Origin of the sequence: Spirosoma panaciterrae DSM 21099, assembly GCF_000374025.1 — a bacterium.
Classification (GTDB): domain Bacteria; phylum Bacteroidota; class Bacteroidia; order Cytophagales; family Spirosomataceae; genus Spirosoma; species Spirosoma panaciterrae.
On the sequence record NZ_KB893173.1, the window covers coordinates 64,122 to 90,498 of the forward strand.

Sequence of the window (26,377 nt, forward strand, 5' to 3'; positions counted from 1 at the left end):
GGCTACGAGCCGTGCGTAATGGGTCCAATACTGAGGCAAAATTCGTCAAGCGCAGAACAAGCCACAATCGGATATTGAGATGAATTAAATTCATTAATGACTACCTTTAAATGCCTTTTGGGTAAAGTGAATCTGCCATTGAGGGCCATGAATCAACGGGCGACAAACAACGGGTTTCGGTCTACTTCGGGTGTTTTACTAGAACCGTCCCTCCTCACTCACTGAGTTTTTAACGCTTTTCCACTTAACTGAAACGACTTTTTGTTGTTATCTCCTGAAAGAAGTTAAATCGATCTGCTATGCATAAACACAAACAGACTGCTAACAGCGAATCTACATACCAAAACGTTGAGGGCCAGCCGCCCTTTGCTTTAGAAAATGTGCTTCAACTTCGAGAGGCTATTGATGAGGTGGTTTATGGGGAAACCGACGAGATTACTGCCGACGATCCGGCCCGACTTCGCACGGTTGAAGGCTTGACCGCGTTAGGGCAGATGGGATTGTTGACCGAGATGGATCTGGATGAGGCCAAGAAAGGATATCTGGAAAGCTGACGGTCTGCTCAACGAAATGAGCAGTAACTTCGGCGGATTTAAATAAACGCAACCATGCCTACAATCAATTCTTGTCGTCATCAATGGTGAATTTACAACCCGGGGAGTATCAGGGCACGGTAAGCGACAGAATATCAGCCAACGGGTTGCTTATTGGCTTGACGGACTATGTCCGTGATCAGTCGGTAAGCTTTATGCATACCCATCAGAATGCCCACTTGAGTTTGGGGCTTGTCGGTCAAATGGTTGTTCGAAGAAAGTCTCATTCTGGCCTAAATGCCAATATCGAACAATTCTCTTTTGTTCATGCGGGCGAAGAACATCAAACAAATCTGGTCAGTAATGTCGGTAAAAATATTAATTTGGAGCTAGAGCAGCCCTTCTTTGTTCGTTATGCGCTGACGGAGGCCAATTTTAGTGAGTTGACCCAAACGCCCGGAGCCACCCTGCTGATGCTTAAATTGGTTAAGGAACTTCATTTCTCCGACAGGGCGCTTACCGATAACATCCATGACTTGATTCTCAGTGTGCTTCAGCCTCAATTAAACGCAATCAGGAAATCGCCACCCAAGTGGGTACCACTGGTAAAACAATTGCTTTCGGATAATTGGGATAAAGAACTATCTCTGGATCAAATTGCTTTAGCGGCTGATATACATCCGGTAACCGTATCAAAATATTTTATGCGCTATTTCGGCTGTAACCTGGGTGAATACCGAAGGAGGCTTAAAGTAGAGCGGGCCCTGCAATTGATGAATTCTTCCCAAAAATCGCTAACAGAAATTGCGTATGCCTGCGCTTTTTTCGACCAGAGTCATTTCATCAGAGCCTTTCGGGAAGCCACCGGCTACCCGCCAAAACACTTCTTGCTCCGAATGGCACGCTAATTCTATCCAATTTTCTTCGGGCAGGGCCACCTACTTTTGGCTATTCATGATAGTCAAAAGTAGATCTATGTGGAAGCTAATTTTTCTGCTTGTGCTTTTTAGCCACGTTCGGGCAACCGGGCAAAATCGTCTTGCGCGGATCGACAGCCTTGTTTCCAAACGAATAGCGGATTATGAATTATCCGGAAATATCCTCCTGGCCGAGAAAGGAAACGTACTATACGAGCGCTCCATTGGTTTAGCCAACACGCGTACCGGTAGGCCAAACAATCAAAACTCGTCGTTTCAGTTAGCCTCGGTATCAAAATTGTTTACCTCGGTAGCGATTTTGCAGTTAAAAGACAAACACCGGCTGAAGCTGGACGATCCGGTACGTAAGTATATTCCCGAACTTACAAACAAGGCCATCACAATCCGTCATCTCTTAACGCACACCTCCGGTCTGGTCGATTATCAGATACTGGAAAAACCATACTTTCAGGATACCAGCAAAGTATTTGAGATCAACGATATTCCTGCCGCTATCAACAACGCCCCTGATGCCTATCGTTTTGCGCCTGGCGAGCGTTGGAGCTATTCCAATAGCGGTTATAATCTTCTGGCTTTAGTTGTTGAACGGGTCAGTAAGCTTCGCTTTCAGGACTACCTCAGGCAACACATCTTTATACCGGCCAATATGTTGCATTCCTATATTTCGACCCCGCTGATCAAGGTCAGTGAGCCAGATAAAACAGTTGGCTACGATTATCTGAATTTTGCTCCATGGATACTTCAACGGGCAGATTCACTACCGCAAAACCATATAGAACTGTTGCACCTGAATGGGTTGATTGGTATGGGCAATGTGTTTAGCACAACGAGCGATCTGCTGAACTTTGACCGCGCTTTATACCGGGGAACGCTCTTGAACCAGGCCTCCCTCGATGAAGCGTTCAAACCCACCAGGCTTACCAATGGCGAACTGGCCTCTAACGGTTGGAAAAACACTAGCGCCTATCAGGGACTCGGATGGTGTGTGCTCAAAGATACCACGTTGGGTAAAGTCGTATTTCATAGCGGTGGCGAACCCGGTGCCGTAACGATGTTCATACGAAATGTCACAAAAAATCAGACGGTTATCGTGTTAAATAATGTTACCCACCGGAGTACCCATACTACTGCCATGAGCCTGCTGCATTTGTTAAATGGGGGTAGCGCTCAAACCGATAAACTATCTATCGCCAACGCGTTCAGCCGAACACTAATCAAGAGCGGCATCGATGAAGCCTGGACTACGTTTCATGAAATCAAGACTGATACTGCCCGCTTTTACCTGGATGAGCGCGAAATGAATAGAGCCGGATTAGGCATGTTCTACAACGGCTTTAAAAATCAGGGTATAGAGCTTCTTCGCCTGAATACGGTGTTATTTCCCGCCAGTAGTAATGTCTATGACAGCTACGCCACCGCTCTGACTGCACTTGGCAAAAGACAGGAGGCAATTAAGATGTACAGGAAAATACTGGAGATGAACCCCAAAGCTGTTCGTGCCCAAAAAGCTCTGGCCGATCTAGGAGCAAAGTAACCCCAACCTATTTGAGATTATTTCCAGCAAGAGCTATTAGCTCATTTAAAATTTTGGACAAGCCGATTCGTGCTGACGATCCGAATAAGGCTGAGGTTACACAGTCTACCATTAAAATCTTAGATCACGAAAACATCTGGCAGGTAACGAATCGGAACTACCTCCTGGTCGATGGGATACTATTTCCGGTTGAAACAAAGGAAGAATTGACTAAACATGGTTATTTGCCTGGCCGAAGATAATTCAAGAATTACTTCTCAAATTGCAGCAGGCATGTCCTGTTCGACCCGGCGCAGTTTTTTTGCATCAACCGCCAGATGATCGTACACCACCGGGCCATTCGGGCTATTGAGCCCTGTGCCAACCGGAAAGTTACGCTGACGCTGCTGTGCACGCCCGCCGAAAAACCAGTCGTCAGCCATCTGAAAGTAACCCCTTTTCTGGACTGGATAGAGCGGCAGTAAACTATCCGGTTCAGTTCATGCCCAACTTTGTTCAGTTCGGCTACTTTTCCAGCTATGGTCGCGCTTGGATGTGTGATGTTTGTATCGGTTTTAGTACAACTCCATTAAACACATTATCAACGCAATAGCCCCATGAACCGCAACACTCTCTTCCAACTGGCCGTACTGGCCCTGATCCAAACCAACACACTCACCCCCATCCAACCACCGCGTTCATCACGGCTCCAACGCCCAATATATCGACAAGAATTTTGGGGGTACGCTCATCATCTGGGATAAGCTATTTGGCACCTATGAGCCCGAACGGGAGAAAGTGAAATACGGCATTACCACAGGATTCATGGGGCAAAATCCGTTCAGGCTGGTGTTTCAGGGGTTCATTGGCTTCTTCCGGGGCAAAATGCATTACAAAGGCTGATCAACGTTCGCAGGTGTTTGTATGACTTATTGCTAAGACCCGTCCCTCCGCCTGACAGTCATTTGGAGATTACTATCGTCCAGAACAGCTGCCCACTAGAAGTATCCGAATCCTCTCTCTAAATCACACAAAAAAAACGTGCCACAATCTAGAGCTGTAGCACGTTTTTTTGTGTGATTTAGAGAGGGATTACTTCGTAGCAGTCAGTACTTTTTGCATTTGCTCGGCCACGAACAAATTACCTGCATCGTTGAGATGAACACGGTCGGTTGTTAATACTCCCCGATCCTTATTCTCAGGATTATTTTTGAGGTTATAATCCAGGAACGCTTTGCGTAGGTCGACCAGCGGGAGGTTATACTGTTTGGCAATAGTACGAATAAATTGACTGTACTGATTTAGATCACCATCCTGCTGGTTGGTCATGTCCGTTTTTTCACCAATAGCCGCTGGTGTACACAAAACGACCCGGATGTTAGCTGCCTGCAATTTCTTCACTACGGCTTCGTAAAACCGGACAAACTTGTCGGGGTCGGTTCCCGTTCCCGACGTAGCTTTATGCCAAACATCGTTTACCCCAACCCAAATAACAACAACATCGGGCTTCTGGGCAATCACATCCTCATCCATGCGCAGGAAGAGGTCATAGATTTTATTTCCCCCGATCCCCGCGCCAATCAATTCATATTGATCGGATGGCAACATGGACTTTAACTTGTCAATATACCCGCCGGGCTTAACGCCAGCCTGAGTGATGGAATCACCGAAAAATACGATACGGGTTGGCTTAGCAACCGTCATAGCCAGCAGACCAACGGCTACCAGCACTACAAAAAGGCGAACGAATAGTTTCATAGTCAGCAAAGATAGCGGGCGTATAAATTTACCTGAATTGCCGGGCCAAAGTTTGGACTCAAATGCCAAAGCAGATTAGCCTTTCATAAATCGAACCAACCCCACTTCCAGAAGAAGAAAGCCCAATGCAGCCAGCAGAAAATATTTCCACAAACTTTTGCCCAGGTTCTCCTGCTCCAGCACCTGCACAAAATCGCCATCCTGAATACTATCGAACACTTCTACATTCGGCTGATTAGCAAATGCCCGTCGCAGTTCATCAGCCGAATAAAAATCCATCGACGATTCCTGATTACCGTGGTTAAACGCAAGTAACCGCTCAGTTTTCCCATCCAACTGCAAATCGTAATAGCCTGATTCTACTTCCTGACCAGTCGCCAGTTCGTTGCTCTTTGGCATTTCGAGCAGCAATTGATTGCCAACCACCCGTTGAATCGGGATGATTTCCAGCTTATCGTGTTTCAGTTTATAGACTGCTTTCTCCGACGGATTCGCTACGGGAATGGTAATCAGGTTCTCATCAAACGAATAGGCCGTCCGTTGCGGACGAACGCTCAGTGCCGCCATTTTATACATCACTGGAACAAAGAGCGCGTGTTCGGCCAGATTACCATAGGCTGTCGACAACGGATTTGCCAGTAGGTATACACTCCCCTGCCTCCCTGTTTGCCCACCTACTGTTGTACGGGTCAGTAAGGGGCTACCATCGCGAAGACTCAAAAGGCGATCCCCTGAACTCCACCGCCAAACTGGAGACGCCGTTGGCATATTGAGTCGATCCGACTGGTAACTCTGCTGAAACACATCGAGGAAGAACGGATTTCGTCGGTCGGGCTCGGCTACCGGCAACGAAGAGGGCACTCCACCCGTTGAGGCCGTTACCTGGATGCTGCCAATTCCTAAAGTGCGCAGAAACGGCTCGTAGGAAGCCGCATTGGGGTTAGTGGGCGGAATAATTGCCAAACTGCCCCCCTGTCGGACAAACCGTTCCAGTTCGGTCCGGAGGGTTCCGCTTACCTCTGAAACGCCTTCCAGCACCACCAAATCGGTTTCTTTCAATTGACCGACATCGAAGTTCTGGGCGTTGAAGCTCCGCCGGACAAACAGACTATCATTTGAATAAACCGCATCGACATAATCAGTCGAACGGGTGGGCGAACTGGATTTTTGTTCGAACAAGTGCAGTACCCGAACAGCGGGCGATGCTTCGATCACAAAAAAGTATTGATTATCGAACGTAATCGGAAAATCTTCGAATACGATACGCCCCCGGTGAAACCCTTTCGAGGTAACGTTGAAATTAAGCGACACAACAGCCGACCCGCCCGGAGCCAGCGTAGCCGACGCGGTAGAGGTTTGTGCATCGTCCAGATAAAGCCGTATGGGCAGGTTCTTTACGTTTTCACGTCCTGCATTACTTAGTTTGACATTGACACTATTGTTCTGCAATTCGCGAATAAAGGGCGTACTCAGCCAGACAGAATCAACATAGACATTTTTGGTAGACTGTGCATCCAGCGGCACAATAAATAGTCGGTCGGTGGTATCAATTTTCAGCCGTGAGAGATCCCCAACTGTACTTTTCTGAAAATCGGAAAACCAGAATAACTGATTACGCCCACTTGGATTGAGCGAGCTAAGCAGGTTTCGCTGACGACGATAGACCGTCTCCAACGTACGGGGTGTATGCGCAAACCGAATGGATGTGACACGGTCCCGTACAGCCTCAGCCGTCCCGGCCTGCTGCTCGGCGGCCGAAAAATCGTTGGTGATCAACTGCAATGACGAAGCATTTCGGAAAAGCGTAAGCAGTTCGTCCAGTTTACTGATCGCAATATCGAGGTACCGTTTGGTGTTTCGTTCGTTCTGCATGCTGAACGAATTATCGACATATAAGCTTGTTACACCCTGCCGCGATAGACCCAGTTTGTTTTTACTTGGAATAAAGGGCTGGGCAAACGCCAGCACCAGACATATCAGGAACAAACAACGGCAGGCCAGTATGAGCCAGTGCTTCAGCCGTCGAAATGATTTTGTCTCCGTTTGTACCGTCCGTAGTAAGGCTACATTGGTAAAAAACACCCGCCGGGTTCGCCGGAAATTAAACAGGTGAATGGCGATCGGAACCGAAACGGCCATCAGGCCAAACAGGAAGGTAGGATATAGAAAATTCATTCAGACGAAACAGAGAAAGTCGTTCATGGCCTCATTGGTTAAACGAATTACAACAGGGCTTTCGTTTTCTCGGAAGCCGATTTGCAAAGCCTATTGCTCTTTGAGCCTAAGTTAATCAGGGATTCTGATTTCGTAAAATGCTGGTTTGGTTTGCAAAACATCCGTATACGTAATTGAGCTAACCGCATCGCCAAATGTTGTAAACTCGTTTATGGGTGTATGCCCTACGATCTGGTGGAAGCCAACCAGGTAATCGGCTTTAGTTTCCTGACGGTCGGCCCAGATTGGCCCCCCGACGGGATCAAACCCACCGCGCCGGGGCCCGACTTCAAACAACAGATTTCGGCACGACATCGACCGCTGATGAACATCATTCAATAATTCAGCCAAATCATAGTCTGGCGTTACAGTTAGCGAATTATTTTCTGTATTCTCCAGAAGATGTGCCAGCCAGCGATTGGTAACCCCTGCGTGGGTAAACAGATAGGCCCCACGCTGATAAGCGATTTGAAATAACCGTTCATATTTTTCAAACACATCACTCAGGGCAGGTTGGGCTGCTGGCCGAAATCCGGAACAACGGTAGTGAGGGAAATGTAAATACTGAGCGTCGTGATTGCCAATGAGTAGAACGATTTTATCCGGCTGCGTACGCTTTAGCTCAATTATATCAATCAGGTTGTTGTAAATTACTTTATCGTCAAATACATAACTGTCAATGTAATCACCCAGGAAAACAATTTGATCGTAATTATCCGTATTGATTTCCTTCCAAACACTTCGACCATGAATGTCACTAACGGTAAGAATAGTCATAATTTTTGGTTACCGCACCAGATAAAACCATCCAGCACGTAATATGGGTCATTTGAAGCAATGCCAGTAGGGGTACGAGCAGCGCCATAATCGTTTTGTCGGTTCTGCGCGGGACTACCTGAAACCAGTTGAAAACAGAAGCATACCCACGCCAGATCAGGCTATCCTATAAACCTACTTCAAGATAGGCCAGCCCAACGAGTACAACAAGAAAAGTGACCCAACGGTTTCTAAAGGCCCATTTCGCTAAACCTGTTTCTGTCAATTTTCTGGGGAGTACATTTTTCCGTCGCTTACCCAGTCACAAATGATTGACTACTCTACTCAAAATTAGAAATTTGGCTATCTACTGAATAACGGGCAAAAAAAAGCCCCAACTGGTTTAGCCAGTTGGGGCGATTCTGAACCGGAATTTTTGTAATTTAACTGAATATCGCTGATTTTGCTTTCATAGAAAATCAACAATTTGATCAGAGTTGGTCAGTTAAATCATAAAAATCCTGGTTCAGCTACAGTGTGCGTTTCACTTCTTTCAATTCAAAGCTTTCAATGATGTCACCAACTTCAATATCGTTGAAGTTCCTGATACTCAAGCCACATTCGTAGCCCGTTTTCACCTCGTTGACATCATCCTTGAATCGTTTCAGTGCACTGATTTCACCAGTATGGATAACAATGAAGTCGCGAATGATTCGGATTTTGTTATTCCGCTTGATCGTACCTTCGGTTACGTAGCAACCTGCTACCGTACCAACTTTACTAATCTTGAATACATCACGAACTTCGATGTTGCCTACAATCACTTCTTCGACGGTTGGTGCCAGTAAGCCTTCCATGGCATCCTTCACCTCGTTGATAGCGTCGTAAATGATCGAGTAGAGACGGATTTCAATCTGCTCCTGCTCGGCTAGTCTACGCGCACTCGACGATGGCCGAACCTGGAAGCCAACGATGACCGCATCCGAAGCCGACGCCAGCAATACATCCGATTCGGAAATCTGCCCGACAGCTTTGTGGATAATGTTCACCTGTACCTCTTCGGTCGACAGTTGTAGCAGCGAATCCGACAGCGCTTCAACCGAACCGTCCACATCACCTTTCACGATCACATTCAATTCCTTGAAGGTACCGATTGCCTTCCGACGACCGATCTCTTCCAACGTAATATGTTTGCGGGTTCGTAAGGTTTGCTCACGCAGAAGTTGTTCGCGTTTGTTCGCAATTTCGCGGGCTTCGCGCTCCGTTTCCATCACGTTAAACTTATCCCCTGCCTGCGGTGCTCCTGGCAGACCAAGTATCTGTACAGGTGTGGCCGGACCAGCTTCTTTTATTCGTTCACCCCGGTCGTTGGTCATTGCCCGAATACGCCCATAATGAGCCCCTACGAGCATGACATCACCTTGACGAAGCGTACCATTTTCAACCAGTACGGTCGAAACGTACCCGCGCCCTTTATCGAGCGATGCTTCGATTACTGTACCCAAAGCCCGACGATCGGGATTGGCTTTCAATTCGAGCAGTTCGGCTTCGAGCAATACTTTTTCAAGCAGGTCGTCAACACCCATACCCGACTTCGACGAAATCTCCTGGGCCTGGTATTTACCACCCCACTCTTCGACGAGGAAGTTCATGGCGGCCAGCTCGGTACGAATCTTTTCAGCATCGGCCCCTGGCTTATCCACTTTCGAGAAAGCAAAGACAATGGGAACCCCCGCCACCTGTGCGTGATTGATCGCTTCACGAGTTTGTGGCATCACACTGTCGTCAGCAGCAATCACAATAATAACGACGTCGGTTACCTTGGCTCCCCGTGCCCGCATGGCCGTAAAAGCTTCGTGACCTGGTGTATCCAGGAAGGTAATCATCCGATCGTCGGAAGTTTTTACACTATAGGCCCCAATGTGCTGGGTAATACCACCAGCCTCACCAGCGGCTACCTTGGCCCGACGGATGTAGTCAAGCAACGAGGTTTTACCATGGTCGACGTGACCCATAATCGTCACAATGGGCGCACGTGGCTGTAAATCTTCCGGAGCGTCAGCTTCTACATCAATACCTGCTTCCGTTTCGTCTTCAGCAGATACAAATTGTACATCATAGCCAAATTCATCCGCAATAACCGTTATCGCTTCCGCATCCAACCGTTGGTTGATCGACACGAACATACCCAGGTTCAAACAAACCGAAATGACGTCGTTGATCGACACATCCATAAGCGATGCCAAATCGTTGGCCGATACGAACTCGGTAACTTTCAGCGTTTTTGCTTCCAGTTCTTCCTGTTCGCTTAGCAAACGGCGATCTTCTTCCCGCTGATTCCGACGGTCGCGACGACGATCGGCTCCCCGGTTTGGAGTATTGCCCTGCATCCGGGCATTGGTTTGCTGAATCGCTTTCCGAACATCAGCCTGGGTAGGTGCTTCACGGCGATTGTTGTTCCGGTCATTACCCCGATTACCTCGCTGGTCTCTATCCCGGTCACGACCGTTACTGCGACCACCTCCCTGATTTCGGTTGTTGGGGTTGGCATTCGCATTTTGGCCTTGTCCCTGCCCCCCTGCCCGGTTGGCGGGTGCCTGGTTCCGATCGGTATCAGCATTCTGGGCCTGTGGGCGATTGCCATCGCGCTGACCACCCGCCTGATTCGGCTGTCGGTTGCCGTCGCGCTGACCACCTGCCTGATTCTGCTGACGGTTGCCATCACGCTGACCACCCGCCTGGTTCCGGTCGTTCTGATTCCGGTCGTTGGGGTTCCGATTTGCCGGTCCCCGGTCACCGTCACGTGGACCACGGTCGTTCCGGTTGTTAGGTCCACCACCTTGCCCCTGTTGAGGCTGTGAGGTGCTACCTACCGCTCCTTCGCGTCCACCGCGAATCCGCTTGCGCTTTTTCTTATCAGCGTTATTGTTATTACCGCCCCCCTGGCCCTGGCGAGGGTTATTGACAGGAAGCTCAATTTTACCAAGGATCTTCAGACCGCCGAGCTGATGGCTACCGGCAGCCCGAATCGTTTCAGTAGGCACGACTTCTTCCTCATCATTTGTAGGAGTGGGCGTCGGTTTAGCCTGCGGAGGCTCTGGTTTCGACTGCACAGGTGGTGTAGGTGTAGGCGCAGCTTTAGGAGGCTCTGGCTTCACAACAGGTTTCTCAGGCTCTACTTTCACTTCTGGCGTCGATACAGGTTCTGCCTTCGGTTGCTCTACGACAGCCGGAGACGTTTCCTTAGGCGGAGTATTTACGGGCGGAGCCACTTGTACCGGTGTTGGTGTAGGTTTCACATCTACAACAGGAGCCGGTGGTGTCTCCACTGGTTTTACAACTTCAGCCTGCGGTTGAACAACAGCAGGTTTTGATGGCTCAGGTGTAGGCGCAACAACACTAGTCGGCTGAGGCTGTGTCTCAACAGGCTTAGTCGGCTCAGGTGCTTTTACGTCTACTTTTACTTCAGGTGCCTTTACTTCCTGTGGTGGCGTCACTTTTGCCTGGGTCACAGGAGGAGTTGCTGGTTTGGGATTCAAATCGATTTTACCTACCACTTTCAGTCCAGGTAAACCTGTCTGAGCCGTTTGTGGCGCCGATCGAGGTTCCGAAGCGGGTGATTTAGGTAATTCAGCCGAAGTTGATTCGGGTTTCTTTTCGACTAGTGGCCGTCCGGCATCATCACGACGCCAGGCAACGACATCCTCCTCCCGAGAACGCGGTGGCTCGGCAACGGTAACCGACGATTCGGTCCGGCGAGCTCCGTTCAGGAGTTCCGTTGATTTGTACTCTTTCGCTAACACCTCCAACTGTTCCATGTTGATTTTGGTGTTAGGATTTACTTCAACCTTAAACCCTTTGGCAGACAGACTACTCGCAACAGAGGAAAGTCCTTTGTTGAGAATTTTTGCCACTTGGCTCAGGCGCATTGACTTTTCTTCTGCCATACGTTCGGTCTATATTCGGCAAATTTAATGGTTGTTCCTATGGTATGAACAATAGTTAGGGGAATTAAAATCCCTTATTTTAAGAATGAAGGCTGAAAAGTGTAGAATCAGGAATAAGGATGGGGAAATTACGCCTGTTTTTCACTACTCACCACGCTGGCAACCAGCCTTCAATCACAATTACAAACTTTACTCAAACTCCTGTTTCAGAATATTAACAATCTCCTCAACAGTATCTTCTTCCAGATCCGTTCGGCGAACGAGTTCTTCTTTGCTTAAGGCCAGCACGCTCTTAGCCGTATCCAGACCAACTTTGCGAAGCTCCTCAATCATCCAACCGTCAATCTCATCGGAGAATTCCATTAAGTCGACGTCTTCATCATCTTCCTGACCTTCATTATCGCGGAATACGTCGATCTCCATATCCACCAACCGGCCAGCGAGCTTAATATTCTGCCCACCTTTTCCGATCGCGAGAGAAACCTGATCGGGTTTTAGGAAAACAGATACCCGCTTATGGTCGCGATCAATCTGCATCGAACTGATCTTGGCCGGACTTAACGCACGACTAATGAGTAGTTCAAGGTTTTCCGTATAATTGATTACATCAATATTTTCATTGCCCAGTTCGCGCACAATACCGTGGATACGGGACCCCTTCATCCCTACGCAGGCCCCAACCGGATCAATGCGGTCGTCGTAGGATTCAACGGCAACCTTGGCGCGTTCGCCTGGCTCCCGAACAATTTTACGGATTGAAATCAGACCATCGTAAATTTCAGGCACTTCGATTTCAAACAGGCGCTCCAAAAATACTGGTGATGTTCGGGATAGAACAATTTTAGGTGTACCGTTCAGCATATCGACCCGACTGATCACTGCTTTTACGGCTTCACCTTTCCGGTAGCGATCTTTCGAGATTTGTTCTGTTCGGGGCAGACTTAACTCATTGTTTTCGCTGTCGACCAGAATAATTTCATGCTTCAGAAGTTGATACACTTCGGCACTGACGAGATCGCCAACCTGATCTTTGTACTTTTGATAAAGGAGTTCTTTCTCCATGTCCTTTATCTTCTGGATCAACGTCTGACGAGCCGTTTGCACGACCCGACGGCCAAAATCCTCCAGTTTAACCTCTTCGGCCACCTGTTCGCCAACCTCAAAGTCGTCCTGGATTTTACGGGCTTCGGCAAGCGGAATTTTGTCATAATCCCAGATATCTTCGGAATTATCATCCACAATTTCGCGGGTCCGCCACATTTCGAGGTCACCGCTCTCGGCGTTGATAATCACGTCGAAATTTTCGTCGGTGCCAAATTTTTTACGAATCATTGTCCGGAAAACATCTTCCAGAATAGCGATCATCGTAGGCCGGTCGATATTTTTCGACCGGGCAAAGTCAGCAAACGATTCAATTAAAAGTCCACTGGTCATTTTTCTGTTCTCAGTCTACTGTTTTCAGTTCACTGTCTGCTGTTGATTATTTTCTAACTAACCGAAAACAGCAAACCGAAAACTATTTAAAAGATATTTCTACATTCGCTTTTTTAATCTGCTCAAACGAGATCGGCGTAGGACCAACCGGAGTCACTTCAGCTATTAAATCAGCTTCTTTTTTCTTTTTACTTTTTGATTTTTTTTCCGGTTCAATAGCCAAAACGATATGATCGTCGGCTACCGAAATTAATTTTCCTTTCTGCGTTTTCCCGTCTGCCAATGTCACCACCAATGTGCGACCTATGTTTCGAACGTACTGACGCCTGAATTTTAGTGGGAAATCGACTCCCGGTGACGAAACTTCCAGTACAAAGGGAGATTCGCCAAAAAAATTCATCTCATCCATTTGTGCGCCTAATTTACGGCTGATTTCGGCACACTCGTCAATCGTAATTCCCTCATCGCTATCCAGCAGGATGGTTACTTTAATCCGGCCACCCTGCCGACCAGCTATCTGGCAATCAACAATATACAACCGCTCATTTGCCAAATAAGGCTGAAGCAGTTCAGTTACTTTTGCTTTATCGTCCATAAGGTAGGGCTAACAAAAAAGGGAGTGCGACTCCCTTTTTTAATCAATGCCATATGGTTTTAATGCACAAATATAATAGGTTTTTGCGGGTTTAGCAAACACAGAGTGAACTCGGTTATATACGTTGCCAATGCAATATCTTATTTTTGGCCCATCAATTAGCTATCTGGCGCGCTCAAGGCCGATAATATGACAATACGAACTCGGGTCGGACAACTTATCTCCTTTTTCTTTCGGTCGTTGTTGTGGTCGATCAATTTAATGCTGGCTTTATATACCTGTCTGGCTTATTGGCTTCTGTATAGTTTACAGATTGAACACTGGTCGGCAGGTATGGTCATGATTAGTATTCCCATTGTTTGGGGGCTGAATTTTGTTGTTACCTGTCTATGGCTTACTACGCGCCCTTGGCGAAGCTGGCTATCTGGCCTGGTTATACTACTAGGTATTTTTCTGTTTGGTGCCCGCACGTTTGTCTGGCATTCGCCTACAGCCCCCCAAAGTCCGGGTACACCAATAAAAGTGTTCAGCTATAATGTTCATCAGTTCAATGAATTTGGCGTAAACGACACCCCAGCGCTCAATTCAAACAAGGTGTTGCCCCAGCGCATGCTAAACTATGTGATCCGTTTCGATGCCCCCATCAAGTGCTTCCAGGAAACGTTTACCCAAAGCAATATCCCCGACTATGACCTGCTGAGTCGGTTCAGTCAGGCGGGTTATGCCTATAACGCTTTGTTACACCCTGAAGAAGGTCACAAAGCGAATGGTGACATTGGGGTAGCTATATTCTCGCGATTTCCGATTGTCGATTCAGGACGAGAAGTGTTTGAAACTCACAATGGCCTGGTTTGGGCGAATATCAAAATCGGTAATGATACCATACGTATCATCAATGTACACCTGCATTCAATGGGTATTCGGGTAGGTCGGGTTCTGCGGCAGAACGAAATGAAAGGCGTTCAACATGAAACGCGGGGTGTGTTAAGTGCGCTTCGTATGGGCTTTATCGACCGAAATAATGAAGTACGACGGGTTGAGGAGTATGTTCGGGCAAGCCCTTATCCTGTAATTGTAACCGGCGATCATAACGATACGCCGTATAGTGTCGTCTATGAACGAATGCGTCGGGTATTGCCCAATAGTTTTGAAGATGCCGGACGAGGCTTCGGCTTTACGTATAATCGACTACCTAAATTTATCCGCATCGATCATCAGTTTCACGACCCCAAATTGTCTGTCTTAAACTTCGAGACCATCAATTACACAACTTATTCCGACCACTACCCTATCGTCGGAACCTATCTTTTGAAATAATACATAGGAGAAGTGCGTAATAGCTATTGGTCACGCCTATTTTCACTTATCATACACTCCCGCTGGCATTATATTAAGGGTGGGCATTCACCCATTGTTGACCATCTGTAAACACTTCTTTTTTCCAGATGGGTACAGTTTGCTTGATGGTATCGATAATGAACCGACAGGCCTCAAAGGCATCGGCCCGATGCGCAGTAGCGACCCCGATCAGCACAGCAATTTCCCCGACTTGTAAAATACCCTTCCGATGGATGATGGTATATCGAAGAATTGGCCATTGGTTCTGGGCCTGGTCGGCAATTTTTTGCATTTCGCTGATTGCCATTCGGTCGTAGGCTTCGTATTCCAGTCGATCAACAGGGCGTTGCTGCGTATTATCCCGAACTACGCCCAGAAAAAAATCAATAGCGCCAGCCTGTGAAGATTGGAGATGATGCAGCGCTGTAGCTACATCAATCGGGTCAGAAGTAAGTGTAATCATACGATAAAGGTGGAAGCGAGCACGCGAAGGTTCAATTCGCTTGGGCTTCATTCGTTCATATTACCCTCCACTAACCGGAGGGATCAATGCGATTTCGTCGTTAATATGGAGGATCTGATCGGTTTCAGCATACTCACCGTTGACAGCTACCAACAACGAACGAATACCAGCCAAAGCCGGGTACTGTTGATTCAATTGGCTAAGCAAATCGGCCACACGAGCTTCTTCAGACAAGGGAACCGAAACCTTCGACTGCCCCGTCAGATCGCGGGTAACTCCAAACAGCAGCACCGAAACAGATGAATTCATGAGTAACTCCATGAGAATAGTTATTCAGACAACGCATCAACCGCCGATTGAAGTTCGCTCTACCCGAATAAAAAACGGTGTTACTTCTTTTCAGGGTAACACCGTTTTCGAACACGACTACATTCTTATTTTGATTTATCCAGTTTGCGCTCGGCCTTTTTCATTTTACGGTCGGCCTTATCGAGCGCTTTATCTGTTCCATCTTTAACGTCTTCTTTCGTGTTTTTGGCTGCTTTCGAGATCTTGTCACCGGCTTTATCGGCTTCGCGGCCTACTTTACGCCCTGCAGCTTTGGTTGTTTCTTTCGCCTGGTGGGCTGCTTCTTTTGCTTTTTCTTTCGTATCCTGACCGAACACGACGACACCCGTCGACATAAGCAGCATGGCAGTCAGTATTGTGAGCTTTTTCATGGTTGTTGAGTTATTATTTCGTTTCAATAACTCAAACCCGAATCGCATTGTTTAGTCCCCTCAGCCGTTTTTTATTCTTTGTGCTTAAACACTTTTACCTGATACACATAGTCCTGCATGCGCTTGATCTGTTGCTTCCGGGATAAGGTAGCCAGCGTATTTTTTCGATTTAGCCGCACAGGCTGCCCTTTTAGTGAATCGGCAGGAATACTATTCAGGGATTCGAGCAGGTAGTTTGTTTTCACCGCGAAACTTACCCCTTCCGACGTGGTTTGCTTACCACTGATGATACCGATTATGGCTCCTTTTTCATTCAGGAGTGGCCCACCCGAGTTTCCTGGGTTGACGCCAATGGCCACCTGATAAGCCGTTGAATCGCCCCGGTATCCAGTACCTGAACTTAAATATCCTTCGCCATACACGATTTCTTCGCGCGGATACCCCAGTGTATAAACGCGCTCACCCAAATCGGACGAGTGGGCATCGAAGCTATACGGTACCGGCGGTAAGGGGCGAAAGGCGCTATCGTCGCAAAGTTGCAGGAAAGCCAGATCATGCGGCTGATCGGCATATACGACCCTGGCCTTATAGACTTCCCCTTTATTGCTTTGCACATATACCGAGTCGGCATCCCGGATGATGTGGTTATTAGTAACAAAGTAACCATCACCAGTGATGAGGAAACCCGTGCCGGCTACCTGACCTGGATTCAGGCTTAACGCCCGTCCGCGTCCGTTCAGATCGCTCCATAGCTTCCGCTGCGACGACTTAACGGCCTGAATCTCTTTGCTTAACTGGCTATATTGCTGCTCCTGCTTATGACTTTGCTGATACGACCGATATAGAAAAATAGAGCCGAATGTGGTTATGATAGCCGCCGATGCCGCTACAGCCAGCGTGGTGCGGTAGGTTTTCCATAATTCACGAATCTGCCCCGACTGCTCCAGACCGGATTGATACGAATCTGCCGCCCGACGCATAGCCTTCATATCGGTGTTCGCATGAATCTTCGCCAGCCGCTGTTTAAACCGGATTCGCTCCCCATAGGCATGCAAAGCGTTTTCTATGTCTCTTTCCTCGTCCATTTCTAAAGAAAGTTGTCTGGTTGAAACGTTATAGGGTTTGCAAGCTGCGAAGGGACTGATTTAGCAGGCACCTCAACAACTCTTTAACCGTATAACCTATTACTGTTTATACTCCGAAAAGAAAAGCCGCTTCAACCGCATCAGACATTTGTACTTCTGCGTTTTGGCATTGTCGGCATTGGTATAGCCAAACTTTTCGGTTATATCCTGCATGCTCAGATGCCGAATATAAAAGTCCTCCAGCAAGGTCCGGCAGGGTTCACCAAGCCGGTCAAGCGAATCAGCCATCAGGTCAAACTGGCGGTCGCGCTCTTCGTGCACAGACAGGTCATCCGTCAGATGCTCCAGCGCCATGTCGTCCGACACAGGCGATTCAATATCGCGCACCATAAATCGACTCCGCTGCGTCAGTTGCTTAAGCCATAATCGCCTGCTTACTGAATATAGGTACGTTTTCAGTTGGCAATGCAACTCCAGCGACCCACTCCTCACTTTTTCATACAGGACAATCAGCGCTTCCTGATAAATATCCTTCGCATCGTCCTCAGTACCTGTGTTGGTCATCACCAGGTGAATAACCATTGGAAAGTACCGGCGATACAACTGCCCAAGCGCGTCGTCGGAGCCATTGGCCAACCCCATAAGCAACTCTTCATCAGTCCATACGGGGTGCTTACTTTCCTTCATTGAGTCGAGTCATTACTTAATACAAAAATGCCTGATACGTAACCCAAAAAAAATTTAAAAAATAGTGGGTTACCTTTTTCCCGATCGGGTATTAAGGTTGACATTAATCATTAATCACTTAAACGAAAACTTTCTCAAAACTATGAAAGCAATCACGAAATCTGCCTTCTTTTTCATGGCTATGATCGCCCTGGCTACGTCTTGCAGCTCGAAAAAAACTGAAACTGAGACCACTACGACCGATTCTACCTCGACTATGATGTCTGACTCTACTGCAGCTACAGACTCTACGATGGCTACGGATTCGGCTTCGACGATGTCTGCAGATAGCGCGAAGTAATTTTTGCTAAGGCACAACTGCCGGTAACTTTTACCGACAACGCTATATACGGTATTAAGCCCTCTGACAGGTCAGGGGGCTTTTTGCTTCTACACAGATTAGGCCACCCACAACTCCTCTACATCAGCATACCTTTTAATCCATTCATCTCTAGGGTCGGGGCAGCCCGTTCATAAAGGATGTTGTATACAGCATTGGTAATGGGCATATTGACGCCAAATTTCTCGTTAATGGCGTGTATACTTTTCACAGCGTAATACCCTTCGGCAATCATATTCATTTCGGCCTGAGCCGACTGGATCGTATAGCCTCTTCCAATTAATGTTCCGAAGGTTCGGTTGCGGCTAAAGGGAGAGTATGCGGTCACCAGTAAGTCACCCAGATAGGCTGAACCGCTCAAGTCCCGGTGTTTGGGATAGACGGCATCGACAAATCGCTTAATTTCCTGCATGGCATTGGAAACCAGAACGGCCTGAAAGTTATCGCCATAGCCTAGCCCATGCGTAATGCCGCAAGCCAGTGCTATAATATTCTTCATGACCGCACTGTACTCGATTCCATAGATATCATCGACGGGAGTGGTCTGTACAAACCGGCAGCGAAGCAAATCAGCCACCTTCTGGGCCGAAGTGGGATCGGGTGAAGCGATGGTCAGGTATGATTGTTTTTCAAGAGCCACTTCCTCTGCATGGCATGGCCCGGCAATGACTGAAATACGTTCAGCAGGAACGCCGTACCGATCGCTGACCCAATCGGTAACGAGTTGATTAGCCTCGGGGATCATCCCTTTAATGGCCGAAATCACAAATTTCCCAGCAAAATGACCAGGAGTTAAACCTTTGAGGGCATCTGAGACAAAAGCTGCCGGAACGGCCAGAATAATAAAATCACTATCACGAACGGCGTCCCGGATTTTGGTACAAATTTTTACCTTCCGCGTATTGATCTGTACATCGCTCAGATAGCTTGGATTATGCCCAAATTTCTTAATGTGTTCCGCATCAGAGGCTTTGCGAAGCCACCATTTTATATTGACGTTATTTTCGGAGAGGATTTTGACGAGCGCCGTGGCCCAACTTCCTCCACCCACCATGGTCAGCCGTACAGGTTGTGTTACTTTCATGGGGTAAAGAAAAGAAATAAAATCAGAACCGGGATTTAACGGATTCGTGGATTCCGCAGATTTTGTTCGTTTCGCCTGCTTCTCAGAAGTGGCTAACAACATCTCTGAAATCCACGAATTCGTTAAATCCCGGTTCTGACTACTCTTCTTTATCCTCTTTTTTCTTATTCTTTTTGGGATCTCGCTTCGTGATTAACTCACCATCTTTAAGCTTTTTTGAGACAGCGATGAAGGGCCCCGAAATAATCTGTTCGCCTGGTTTCAGGCCCGATACAACCTCAATATTTTCAAAGTCGCTAATGCCGGTTTTGACTTCACGTTGCCTGGCTTTCCCTCCCACATTGACAAAGACGATCTCTTTAGGCTTATCTTTCTTCTCGATCTGGCTGGCTGGCTTCTCCGCTACGGTGCCATTGCTGTTATCCGCCATTTTTTCGGTATCGACAGCTGTAGAATCGGCTCCCCGTGTGGTAACTGCCGCAATCGGCACAGCCAGTACACCCATTTTACGATCAGTAATAATTTCGACCGAGGCCGTCATGCCGGGTTTGAAAGGATAGCCCTTTTTATCTTTCTCGGCCAGCAGATCAGCATACGAGTTATTAAGGATTTTTACTTTTACCTCAAATTCCGTTACGGCATCACTCGAAACTGAAGCGGCTGCCGCCGAGCCCGACGAACTGGTCATTCCATTGGCCGTATTGGCAATTTCATACACAACCCCCTTAAACTTGCGGCCCGCCGTAGTATATGAGTCTACTTCAATATCGGCCGTATCGCCCAGATTTACCCGGACAATATCGTTCTCGTTGACATTCACCCGGACCTCCATATTTTGCAGATTGGCAATGCGCATGATTTCAGTACCCGCCATTTGCGAAGTTCCTACAACCCGCTCACCCAATTCTATATTAAGCTTGGATACGGTTCCGTTGACAGGCGAATAGATGGTGGTTTTGCGAAGGTTTTCGCTGGCATCGCGCAGATTGGCCTCTGCACTCTGGATGTTGAACTGAGCGGCCCGCACGTTGGCTTTTGCCGCTTCCACTTCCTGCTGGGCTACGTTGTAGTTGGCTTCGCTGGTTTCCAGATCAGCCGATGAAATCACCTTATCAGCAAACAGTTTTTTATTCCGTTCGTAGTCGGCCTTTGACCGAATCAGCCGAGCACTCGACTGGGCCACCGACGCTTTGGATTGTTCTAACTGCGCTTTGCTCTGATTGACGGTCGCTTTGGCCCGAGCCATCATGGATTCATAGTTGTCCGGGCGAATACGGCACAGGAGCTGCCCCGCTTTAACAGGATCGCCTTCATTGACATACAGGCCAATGATCTCCCCCGACACATCCGGGCTGATTTTTACTTCAACCTGGGGCTGTACACGGCCCGATGCACTCACCCGCTCCGTGACATTTAATCGCTTGACGGAGGCAAAATCGACTTCAGTAGCTTTCGGTTTTCCAATAATTCCGGATTGTTTGGCTGCTACCAGCCCACCAATGATCAGTACAAGTACGCCACCTAATATCCACCAGATACGGTTTGATTTCTTCTTCATAATGAATGAACGAGCGAAAGAATGAATGAGCGAAAAAGCGTTTGTACTCGAAAAGATCACTCTTTCAACTGTTCGCTCTTTCGCTCATTAATTAAAACTAAGCGGTTTATTTTGGTAAAAATCTAAAATTTTCGTCCGGAAAACGTAATCATATTTCGCCTGCACCAATTGGGCACGGGCATTGTCGAGCCGAAGTTTGGCCAGACTATAATCGACGGCGTTGATCGCGCCTGCATTGAATCGGCTTTCTGATGCCTGAAAGGCTCGCTCCAGCGAAGCGACGGATGCTTCGGTAGCCCGGTACCGATTTGAAGCTGCCAACAGGTTGGTATACGCCGTTTCAATTTGCTGACGCAACTGCAAACGGGTATTATCAGCGGTCAGTTGGGCATTTTGCTGCTGAATGACGGCATTCGTTACATTCGTTCGATACTGACGGTTCGTGAATATGGGAATGTTGAGGTTCAGCGAAACGCCCCGGTTCAGGTTATTGCTCAATTGCTCAAAGAAACGATAGGTTTCGTTGTACCCACCCGGCGACGTTGTGCTGATGGTAACAGGCTGTGTTACCCCACCCAGGGTCACCAGCGCACTGGTTGAATTTACATTTGTCGTTCCATCCGCAATAAACCGTTGCAGCCCCACGGTAGAATATAAGGTCGACAGGTTGCCGCTGAGTGTGAGCCGGGGGTAAAGACCGGCTTTAGCTACATCAATGCCTATTTTAGCACTCTGCGTGCGCAAGTCGGCTGCAAGAACCTGTGGCTGAGTAGCCAAAGCGCTTTCATACACCTGCAGGGCCGATACTTCATAGCCTTCGATACGCGGATCGGGTAGCTTGATGTATTCGATTTCGAACGGCTGCCCACCTGGCTGGTTCATGGCCTGAAGCAGTGCCAGTTTAGCCAGATCGACGGTATTCTGAGCGTTTACAATCGCCAGTTCATCATTGGCCAGGGTAGCTTTAATCTCATACAGATTGGCTTCAGGTGCCGAGCCTGCATTCACCAGCCGTTGTGTACGATCGACCTGTAAACGCGACGTTTCGGCCTGCCGACGCGCCACATTCAACTGCTCGGCTCCTGTCAGTACATTCAGATACTGCTGAATCACATTCAGGATAACGTTATTTTCAGTAGCAGCCAGTTCTTTTTCCGTAGCCTGAACAATCGTCTGGTTCTGACGGATCAGATTTCGAAGTTGATACCCCTGAAAAATAGGCATCGAACCGGAAAGCTGAAGGTTGTTGGACCGAACCGCTACATCAACAAACTGGTTCGTACCGGGGTTAATATTCCGACCGGCACTAAATCCCTGGGAAGCAAAGCCGTTGATGGTAGGCAGTTGATTAAACTTTGACTGCTTCAGTTGCAGGTTGCTGCTTTGAACCTGTAGCTGGCCCTGCCGAACGGTAATATTATTTTGTAAGGCAATTTCAATACACTGCGGCAAATTCAGCACAGGTAGCGTATCCTTTTGGGGTGTACCCGCTGTTACAGCCGTTGATGCGCTCTGCGCTTGTACGGTCGTCGGACGGGTGTTTAGCAGACACCCAACGATTCCAATTCCTAAAAAAAGCACGCGCTGCATACTCATAATTTTGATGGTTCAATGTTACAAACTTACCTTCGGTGCCACTATCATTTTGGGATAAACGGCGCAAACTAAGTATGTTTCTGGTTTATAATTCGGATGTACTTTCTGAGATTGACTTTTGCCTGTCGGCAAATGACCGGGCTTTTCAGTACGGCGACGGTCTTTTTGAAACAATTCGGTACGAGAATCAACGGCTTTGGTTCTGGGCCGACCATCTGCAACGGCTCCTTGCGGGCATGGCCGCCCTGCAACTCAATCAGCCTGAACCCCATTTCGCCGAAACCGTTCATCAACATATTCAGACGCTTCTTTCGGTCAATAAACTAACCGATCAGTCAGCCCGGATTAAAGTTCAGGTTTGGCGCCAGCCAGGTGGCTTGTATACCCCAGCCCGAAACCAGTTTAATCTGCTCATTACCACCAAACCAGGCAGCTCGTTTTCAATAAGCGAAAAGGCAAGGGTAGGCATCTATGAGGACTTTCGGCTATCGGGATCGCCTGTCTCTTTATTTAAGACGATCAATAGCCTCCCCTACGTACTAGCTGGTCTGTATAAACAACAGCATCGGCTCGACGAGGTCATTCTGCTCGATACGAACGGAAACCTGTCCGAATGTTTAGCCTCTAACCTATTCTGGCTTAAACAGCAATCCCTTTTTACGCCTTCGCTCGAAACAGGTTGCATCAACGGCATTCTGCGTCGGCAACTGCTCAGGCTAGCCTCCCCTGTAGGCCTCACCATTCAGGAGGGCACATTCCAACCAACAGCACTCAGGCAGGCAGAAGCGATATTCTGTACGAACGTAATGGGAATTCAGTGGTTTCGGCAAGTGAACGGTCTCTGGACAGCACCGACCTCATCATCGGATACGCTGGCGTTACTTCACCTCCTGTTCGCTCAACTTCACGGCTGAATCGTCCAGCCAGCCATCTTTCAGACGAAGGATACGTGTACCATATTCTGCATTCGTTTCGGAGTGAGTGACCTGTACAATGGTTACACCATCTTTTTTATTCAGTTCGCGAAACAACTCCATAATATCGCGGGCCTGGTCAGAATGTAAGTTACCCGTGGGTTCATCGGCAAAAATAACGGAAGGCTCGGCAGCCAACGCCCGGGCAATACCCACCAACTGCTGCTGTCCACCCGATAACTGCGATGGGAACAGGTCTTTCTTGGCCACCATGTTGAAGCGATCAAGCAATTCGGCCACACGGCTTTTCCGTTCAGAGCCACTCAGCCCCTTGTAGAGTAATGGAGTTTCAATGTTTTCATAAACCGTCAATTCATCAATCAGGTGATAGGCCTGAAATACGAAACCGATCCGGGTGCGGTGCAGTTCGGTCCGGCGTTTCTCCGACAATTTCTGTACGGGCTGATCATCAAAGAAGTATTCGCCTTCAGAAGGTTCTTCCAATAATCCCAGAATATGCAGCAGAGTGGATTTACCTGAACCCGACGGCCCCATAATGGAAACGAACTCACCCTGAGCAATGTCGAGATTGATATTGCGCAACACATACACCCGGCCAAAACCCGCCGGATAGAACTTGGAGACGTTGCGTAGTTGAATCATATTTAGTTTACTTTTGAAATTATGTTCGTTCAGTTAAGAGATCGCCCGATGGCGTTTTTCTACGTTACTCAACCGTCGTGCCAAAGTCATAGTCATCTGACTTATAAGTAATTAGATATAGTTACTTACCAAACACCGTCCGGTAACGGACAAAGCTACCATTGAAATCGGACATCTTTTTTGAGTTGGGATGCAACGCAGCCGAAAGTTTTGTCATCTTCTTCAAAAATCCAAAAACAAACTGCCAATGAAAACCATCTTCTTCGCTACGATTCTTTTAAGCACCAGCCTGTCTACTCTCCAGGCTCAGGACTGGAAAAAAGACCGATCCGTTTCGGGCTTCAGCGGCCTGAGTGTCAGCAGCGGCATCGACGTTTATCTGACTCAGGGCAATTCGGAAAAAGTAACGCTCGAAGCAAAAGGCATTGACGAAGATCGGGTAATTACCGAAGTTAAAAACGGAACCCTGAAATTATACATTGAACGGAAAGGATTTAGCGGCTGGAATTTCGGGCGTAACAACTACGTAAAAGCTTACGTAACTTTCAAACAGTTGAGCAATTTACAGGCGTCGGGAGGGGCCGATGTATTTGGGCAGGGCCGACTGTCGTTCAATGACTTAAACCTGGAAGCTTCTGGCGGCTCGGATGTAAAACTGGACCTCAAAGCCGACGAACTGAATGTATCTGCCTCGGGTGGAGCGGATGCGATTTTACAAGGCTCTGCCCGGACACTCAATGCCCACGGCTCTGGGGGTGCTGACCTGGATGCCCGTAAACTGACCGTCGATATTTGCAATGCCAATTCATCGGGTGGCTCCGATGTATACGTTAATGCTAACCAGGAACTGACCATGAAAGCCTCCGGTGGGGCCGATATTTATTACTCCGGCTCGGCTAAAGTACTCTCGAAAAGTGAGTCGGGTGGTGGCGATATTAAGCGCAGAGACTAGAAAAAGCGCGAACGAGTGAACGAGTGAAAGGGTGAGCAAGTAACTTTGCCTACTTATTCACTCTTTCACTCGTTCACTAAACGTGACACCTACTATTGGTATTCTTGGCGGGGGCCAGCTTGGCCTGATGCTTTTACAAGCCGCTATTGACTGGAATCTGCGCGTTCATATTCTCGATCCCGATACCGAAGCGCCCTGTCGGCATCTTTGCAGCCAGTTTGTGCAGGGATCGCTTACCGATTACGACACAGTCTACCAATTCGGGCAAGCCGTTGATGTGCTTACGATCGAAATTGAGCGCGTCAACGTCGAAGCGCTGGAAGCCCTCGAACGCGAAGGCAAACGTGTGTATCCGCAGCCTTCGGTTATCCGAACCATTCAGGATAAACGACTACAGAAACAATTTTACCGGGACCACAACCTCCCAACCGCCGACTTTATCCTGACCGAGAACCGGGCTGACGTAGCGATGCTGGAAATCCAGCAACCCGATTTTCTACCTGCTTTTCACAAACTCGGTCGCGATGGGTATGATGGGCGAGGTGTTCAGCGAATCGCGTCCGTTGCCGATGTCGGCAAAGCGTTCGATGCACCGGGCGTACTGGAAAAAGCCGTCGACTTTGAAAAAGAACTGGCGGTCATTGTGGCCCGAAATGAACAGGGGGCCATCCAGACCTTCCCGACAGTGGAGATGGTCTTTCATCCCGAACATAACCTGGTCGAGTACCTGTTTGCCCCCGCCGAAATCTCCGAAGCGATTGATCAGCGAGCCCAAACGATTGCCCGGCAAACGGCTGAAGCATTTGGCATCGTTGGATTGCTGGCCGTCGAGTTATTTCTTGATAAGGCGGGGAATGTGCTGATTAATGAAGTAGCCCCTCGGCCGCACAATAGCGGTCACCACACGATCCGGGCCAATGTCACTTCGCAGTTTGAGCAACACTGGCGGGCCATTCTAAATTACCCGTTAGGTGATACCGCTGCCTATCAGCCTGCTGCTATGATTAATCTGCTGGGCGAAGACGGCCATACAGGCCCGGCCCAGTACGAAGGGCTGGAAGCCTTGCTGGCCATGCCCGGTGTGTTTCCGTTCTTTTACGGAAAAGCCATTACCAAACCGTTTCGAAAAATGGGGCACGTAACCGTCATGGACGATTCGCTGGACGCTTTACGTGAAAAAGTGGCGGACGTTAGACAGGGCATCAAAGTAATTGCTTCCGAATAGCTTGTTGTCCCATCGCGAATTGCTAT

The 26,377-nt window shown here is 48.2% G+C and carries 24 protein-coding genes; 9 read left to right on the top strand and 15 right to left on the bottom strand.

The window, feature by feature from the left end:
• Positions 1-299 precede the first annotated feature (299 nt).
• The 5 genes from B153_RS0103625 to B153_RS38785 all read left to right on the top strand — a co-directional run bounded on the left by B153_RS0103625 (position 300) and on the right by B153_RS38785 (position 3,748).
• Positions 300-554, top strand: a complete 255-nt coding sequence (locus B153_RS0103625) for a hypothetical protein (protein WP_020595305.1) — start codon at positions 300-302, stop codon at positions 552-554.
• An 83-nt stretch (positions 555-637) separates the two neighbouring features.
• A complete protein-coding gene (locus B153_RS36475) occupies positions 638-1,441 on the top strand; it encodes a helix-turn-helix domain-containing protein (RefSeq protein ID WP_020595306.1) in 804 nt (267 codons plus the stop codon).
• 67 nt (positions 1,442-1,508) lie between these two features.
• On the top strand, positions 1,509-3,005 hold the full coding sequence (locus B153_RS36480; RefSeq protein WP_020595307.1) for a serine hydrolase: 1,497 nt from the start codon (positions 1,509-1,511) through the stop codon (positions 3,003-3,005).
• A gap of 317 nt (positions 3,006-3,322) precedes the next feature.
• Positions 3,323-3,469: a hypothetical protein gene (locus B153_RS37570; RefSeq protein WP_157634566.1), complete on the top strand. Its 147-nt coding sequence runs from the start codon at positions 3,323-3,325 to the stop codon at positions 3,467-3,469.
• Between the two features lie 132 nt (positions 3,470-3,601).
• Positions 3,602-3,748 carry a hypothetical protein gene (locus tag B153_RS38785; protein WP_211221650.1) on the top strand — a complete coding sequence of 49 codons (147 nt, stop codon included), beginning with the start codon at positions 3,602-3,604 and terminating at the stop codon, positions 3,746-3,748.
• A 328-nt stretch (positions 3,749-4,076) separates the two neighbouring features.
• On the opposite strand, the gene B153_RS0103655 is transcribed toward B153_RS38785, so the two are convergent.
• The 6 genes from B153_RS0103655 to B153_RS0103680 all read right to left on the bottom strand — a co-directional run bounded on the left by B153_RS0103655 (position 4,077) and on the right by B153_RS0103680 (position 13,688).
• Positions 4,077-4,742: an SGNH/GDSL hydrolase family protein gene (locus tag B153_RS0103655; RefSeq protein ID WP_020595311.1), complete on the bottom strand. Its 666-nt coding sequence runs from the start codon at positions 4,740-4,742 to the stop codon at positions 4,077-4,079.
• Between the two features lie 75 nt (positions 4,743-4,817).
• On the bottom strand, positions 4,818-6,917 hold the full coding sequence (locus B153_RS0103660; RefSeq protein ID WP_020595312.1) for a BatA domain-containing protein: 2,100 nt from the start codon (positions 6,915-6,917) through the stop codon (positions 4,818-4,820).
• Between the two features lie 111 nt (positions 6,918-7,028).
• A complete protein-coding gene (locus B153_RS0103665) occupies positions 7,029-7,733 on the bottom strand; it encodes a metallophosphoesterase (protein ID WP_020595313.1) in 705 nt (234 codons plus the stop codon).
• A 509-nt stretch (positions 7,734-8,242) separates the two neighbouring features.
• Positions 8,243-11,659, bottom strand: coding sequence for a translation initiation factor IF-2 (gene infB / locus B153_RS0103670; RefSeq protein WP_020595314.1), 3,417 nt, complete (start codon positions 11,657-11,659; stop codon positions 8,243-8,245).
• 189 nt (positions 11,660-11,848) lie between these two features.
• The gene (gene nusA, locus B153_RS0103675) at positions 11,849-13,093 is read right to left on the bottom strand and encodes a transcription termination factor NusA (RefSeq protein ID WP_020595315.1); all 1,245 of its coding nucleotides are present in this window, start codon (positions 13,091-13,093) and stop codon (positions 11,849-11,851) included.
• An 82-nt stretch (positions 13,094-13,175) separates the two neighbouring features.
• Complete coding sequence (locus B153_RS0103680) at positions 13,176-13,688, bottom strand: ribosome maturation factor RimP (RefSeq protein WP_020595316.1); 513 nt, start codon at positions 13,686-13,688, stop codon at positions 13,176-13,178.
• A gap of 189 nt (positions 13,689-13,877) precedes the next feature.
• Between B153_RS0103680 and B153_RS0103685 the strand changes: the two genes are divergently transcribed.
• Positions 13,878-15,005 carry an endonuclease/exonuclease/phosphatase family protein gene (locus B153_RS0103685; RefSeq protein ID WP_040760789.1) on the top strand — a complete coding sequence of 376 codons (1,128 nt, stop codon included), beginning with the start codon at positions 13,878-13,880 and terminating at the stop codon, positions 15,003-15,005.
• Between the two features lie 73 nt (positions 15,006-15,078).
• Here B153_RS0103685 and B153_RS0103690 read toward each other — a convergent pair whose 3' ends face one another.
• The 8 genes from B153_RS0103690 to B153_RS0103730 form a co-directional block, all read right to left on the bottom strand.
• Positions 15,079-15,489: a molybdenum cofactor biosynthesis protein MoaE gene (locus tag B153_RS0103690; RefSeq protein ID WP_026261887.1), complete on the bottom strand. Its 411-nt coding sequence runs from the start codon at positions 15,487-15,489 to the stop codon at positions 15,079-15,081.
• Positions 15,490-15,549: 60 nt separating this feature from the next.
• Positions 15,550-15,798, bottom strand: coding sequence for a MoaD/ThiS family protein (locus B153_RS0103695; protein WP_026261888.1), 249 nt, complete (start codon positions 15,796-15,798; stop codon positions 15,550-15,552).
• 125 nt (positions 15,799-15,923) lie between these two features.
• The gene (locus tag B153_RS0103700; protein ID WP_026261889.1) at positions 15,924-16,208 is read right to left on the bottom strand and encodes a hypothetical protein; all 285 of its coding nucleotides are present in this window, start codon (positions 16,206-16,208) and stop codon (positions 15,924-15,926) included.
• 71 nt (positions 16,209-16,279) lie between these two features.
• The gene (locus B153_RS0103705) at positions 16,280-17,293 is read right to left on the bottom strand and encodes a S1 family peptidase (protein WP_020595321.1); all 1,014 of its coding nucleotides are present in this window, start codon (positions 17,291-17,293) and stop codon (positions 16,280-16,282) included.
• Between the two features lie 99 nt (positions 17,294-17,392).
• Complete coding sequence (locus tag B153_RS0103710; protein WP_020595322.1) at positions 17,393-17,980, bottom strand: RNA polymerase sigma factor; 588 nt, start codon at positions 17,978-17,980, stop codon at positions 17,393-17,395.
• 458 nt (positions 17,981-18,438) lie between these two features.
• A complete protein-coding gene (locus B153_RS0103720; protein ID WP_026261890.1) occupies positions 18,439-19,443 on the bottom strand; it encodes an NAD(P)H-dependent glycerol-3-phosphate dehydrogenase in 1,005 nt (334 codons plus the stop codon).
• A gap of 139 nt (positions 19,444-19,582) precedes the next feature.
• Positions 19,583-21,001, bottom strand: a complete 1,419-nt coding sequence (locus B153_RS0103725) for an efflux RND transporter periplasmic adaptor subunit (protein WP_020595325.1) — start codon at positions 20,999-21,001, stop codon at positions 19,583-19,585.
• A gap of 87 nt (positions 21,002-21,088) precedes the next feature.
• Complete coding sequence (locus B153_RS0103730; protein ID WP_169518468.1) at positions 21,089-22,591, bottom strand: TolC family protein; 1,503 nt, start codon at positions 22,589-22,591, stop codon at positions 21,089-21,091.
• Between the two features lie 80 nt (positions 22,592-22,671).
• Between B153_RS0103730 and B153_RS0103735 the strand changes: the two genes are divergently transcribed.
• Positions 22,672-23,511, top strand: coding sequence for an aminotransferase class IV (locus B153_RS0103735; RefSeq protein WP_020595327.1), 840 nt, complete (start codon positions 22,672-22,674; stop codon positions 23,509-23,511).
• Here B153_RS0103735 and B153_RS0103740 read toward each other — a convergent pair.
• On the bottom strand, positions 23,476-24,174 hold the full coding sequence (locus B153_RS0103740) for an ABC transporter ATP-binding protein (RefSeq protein WP_020595328.1): 699 nt from the start codon (positions 24,172-24,174) through the stop codon (positions 23,476-23,478). The two genes, B153_RS0103735 and B153_RS0103740, sit on opposite strands and share 36 nt — an antisense overlap.
• A gap of 247 nt (positions 24,175-24,421) precedes the next feature.
• On the opposite strand from B153_RS0103740, the gene B153_RS0103745 reads away from it, so the two are divergent.
• A complete protein-coding gene (locus B153_RS0103745) occupies positions 24,422-25,126 on the top strand; it encodes a head GIN domain-containing protein (RefSeq protein ID WP_020595329.1) in 705 nt (234 codons plus the stop codon).
• Between the two features lie 82 nt (positions 25,127-25,208).
• On the top strand, positions 25,209-26,351 hold the full coding sequence (locus B153_RS0103750) for a 5-(carboxyamino)imidazole ribonucleotide synthase (RefSeq protein WP_020595330.1): 1,143 nt from the start codon (positions 25,209-25,211) through the stop codon (positions 26,349-26,351).
• The last annotated feature ends 26 nt before the right edge of the window (positions 26,352-26,377 follow it).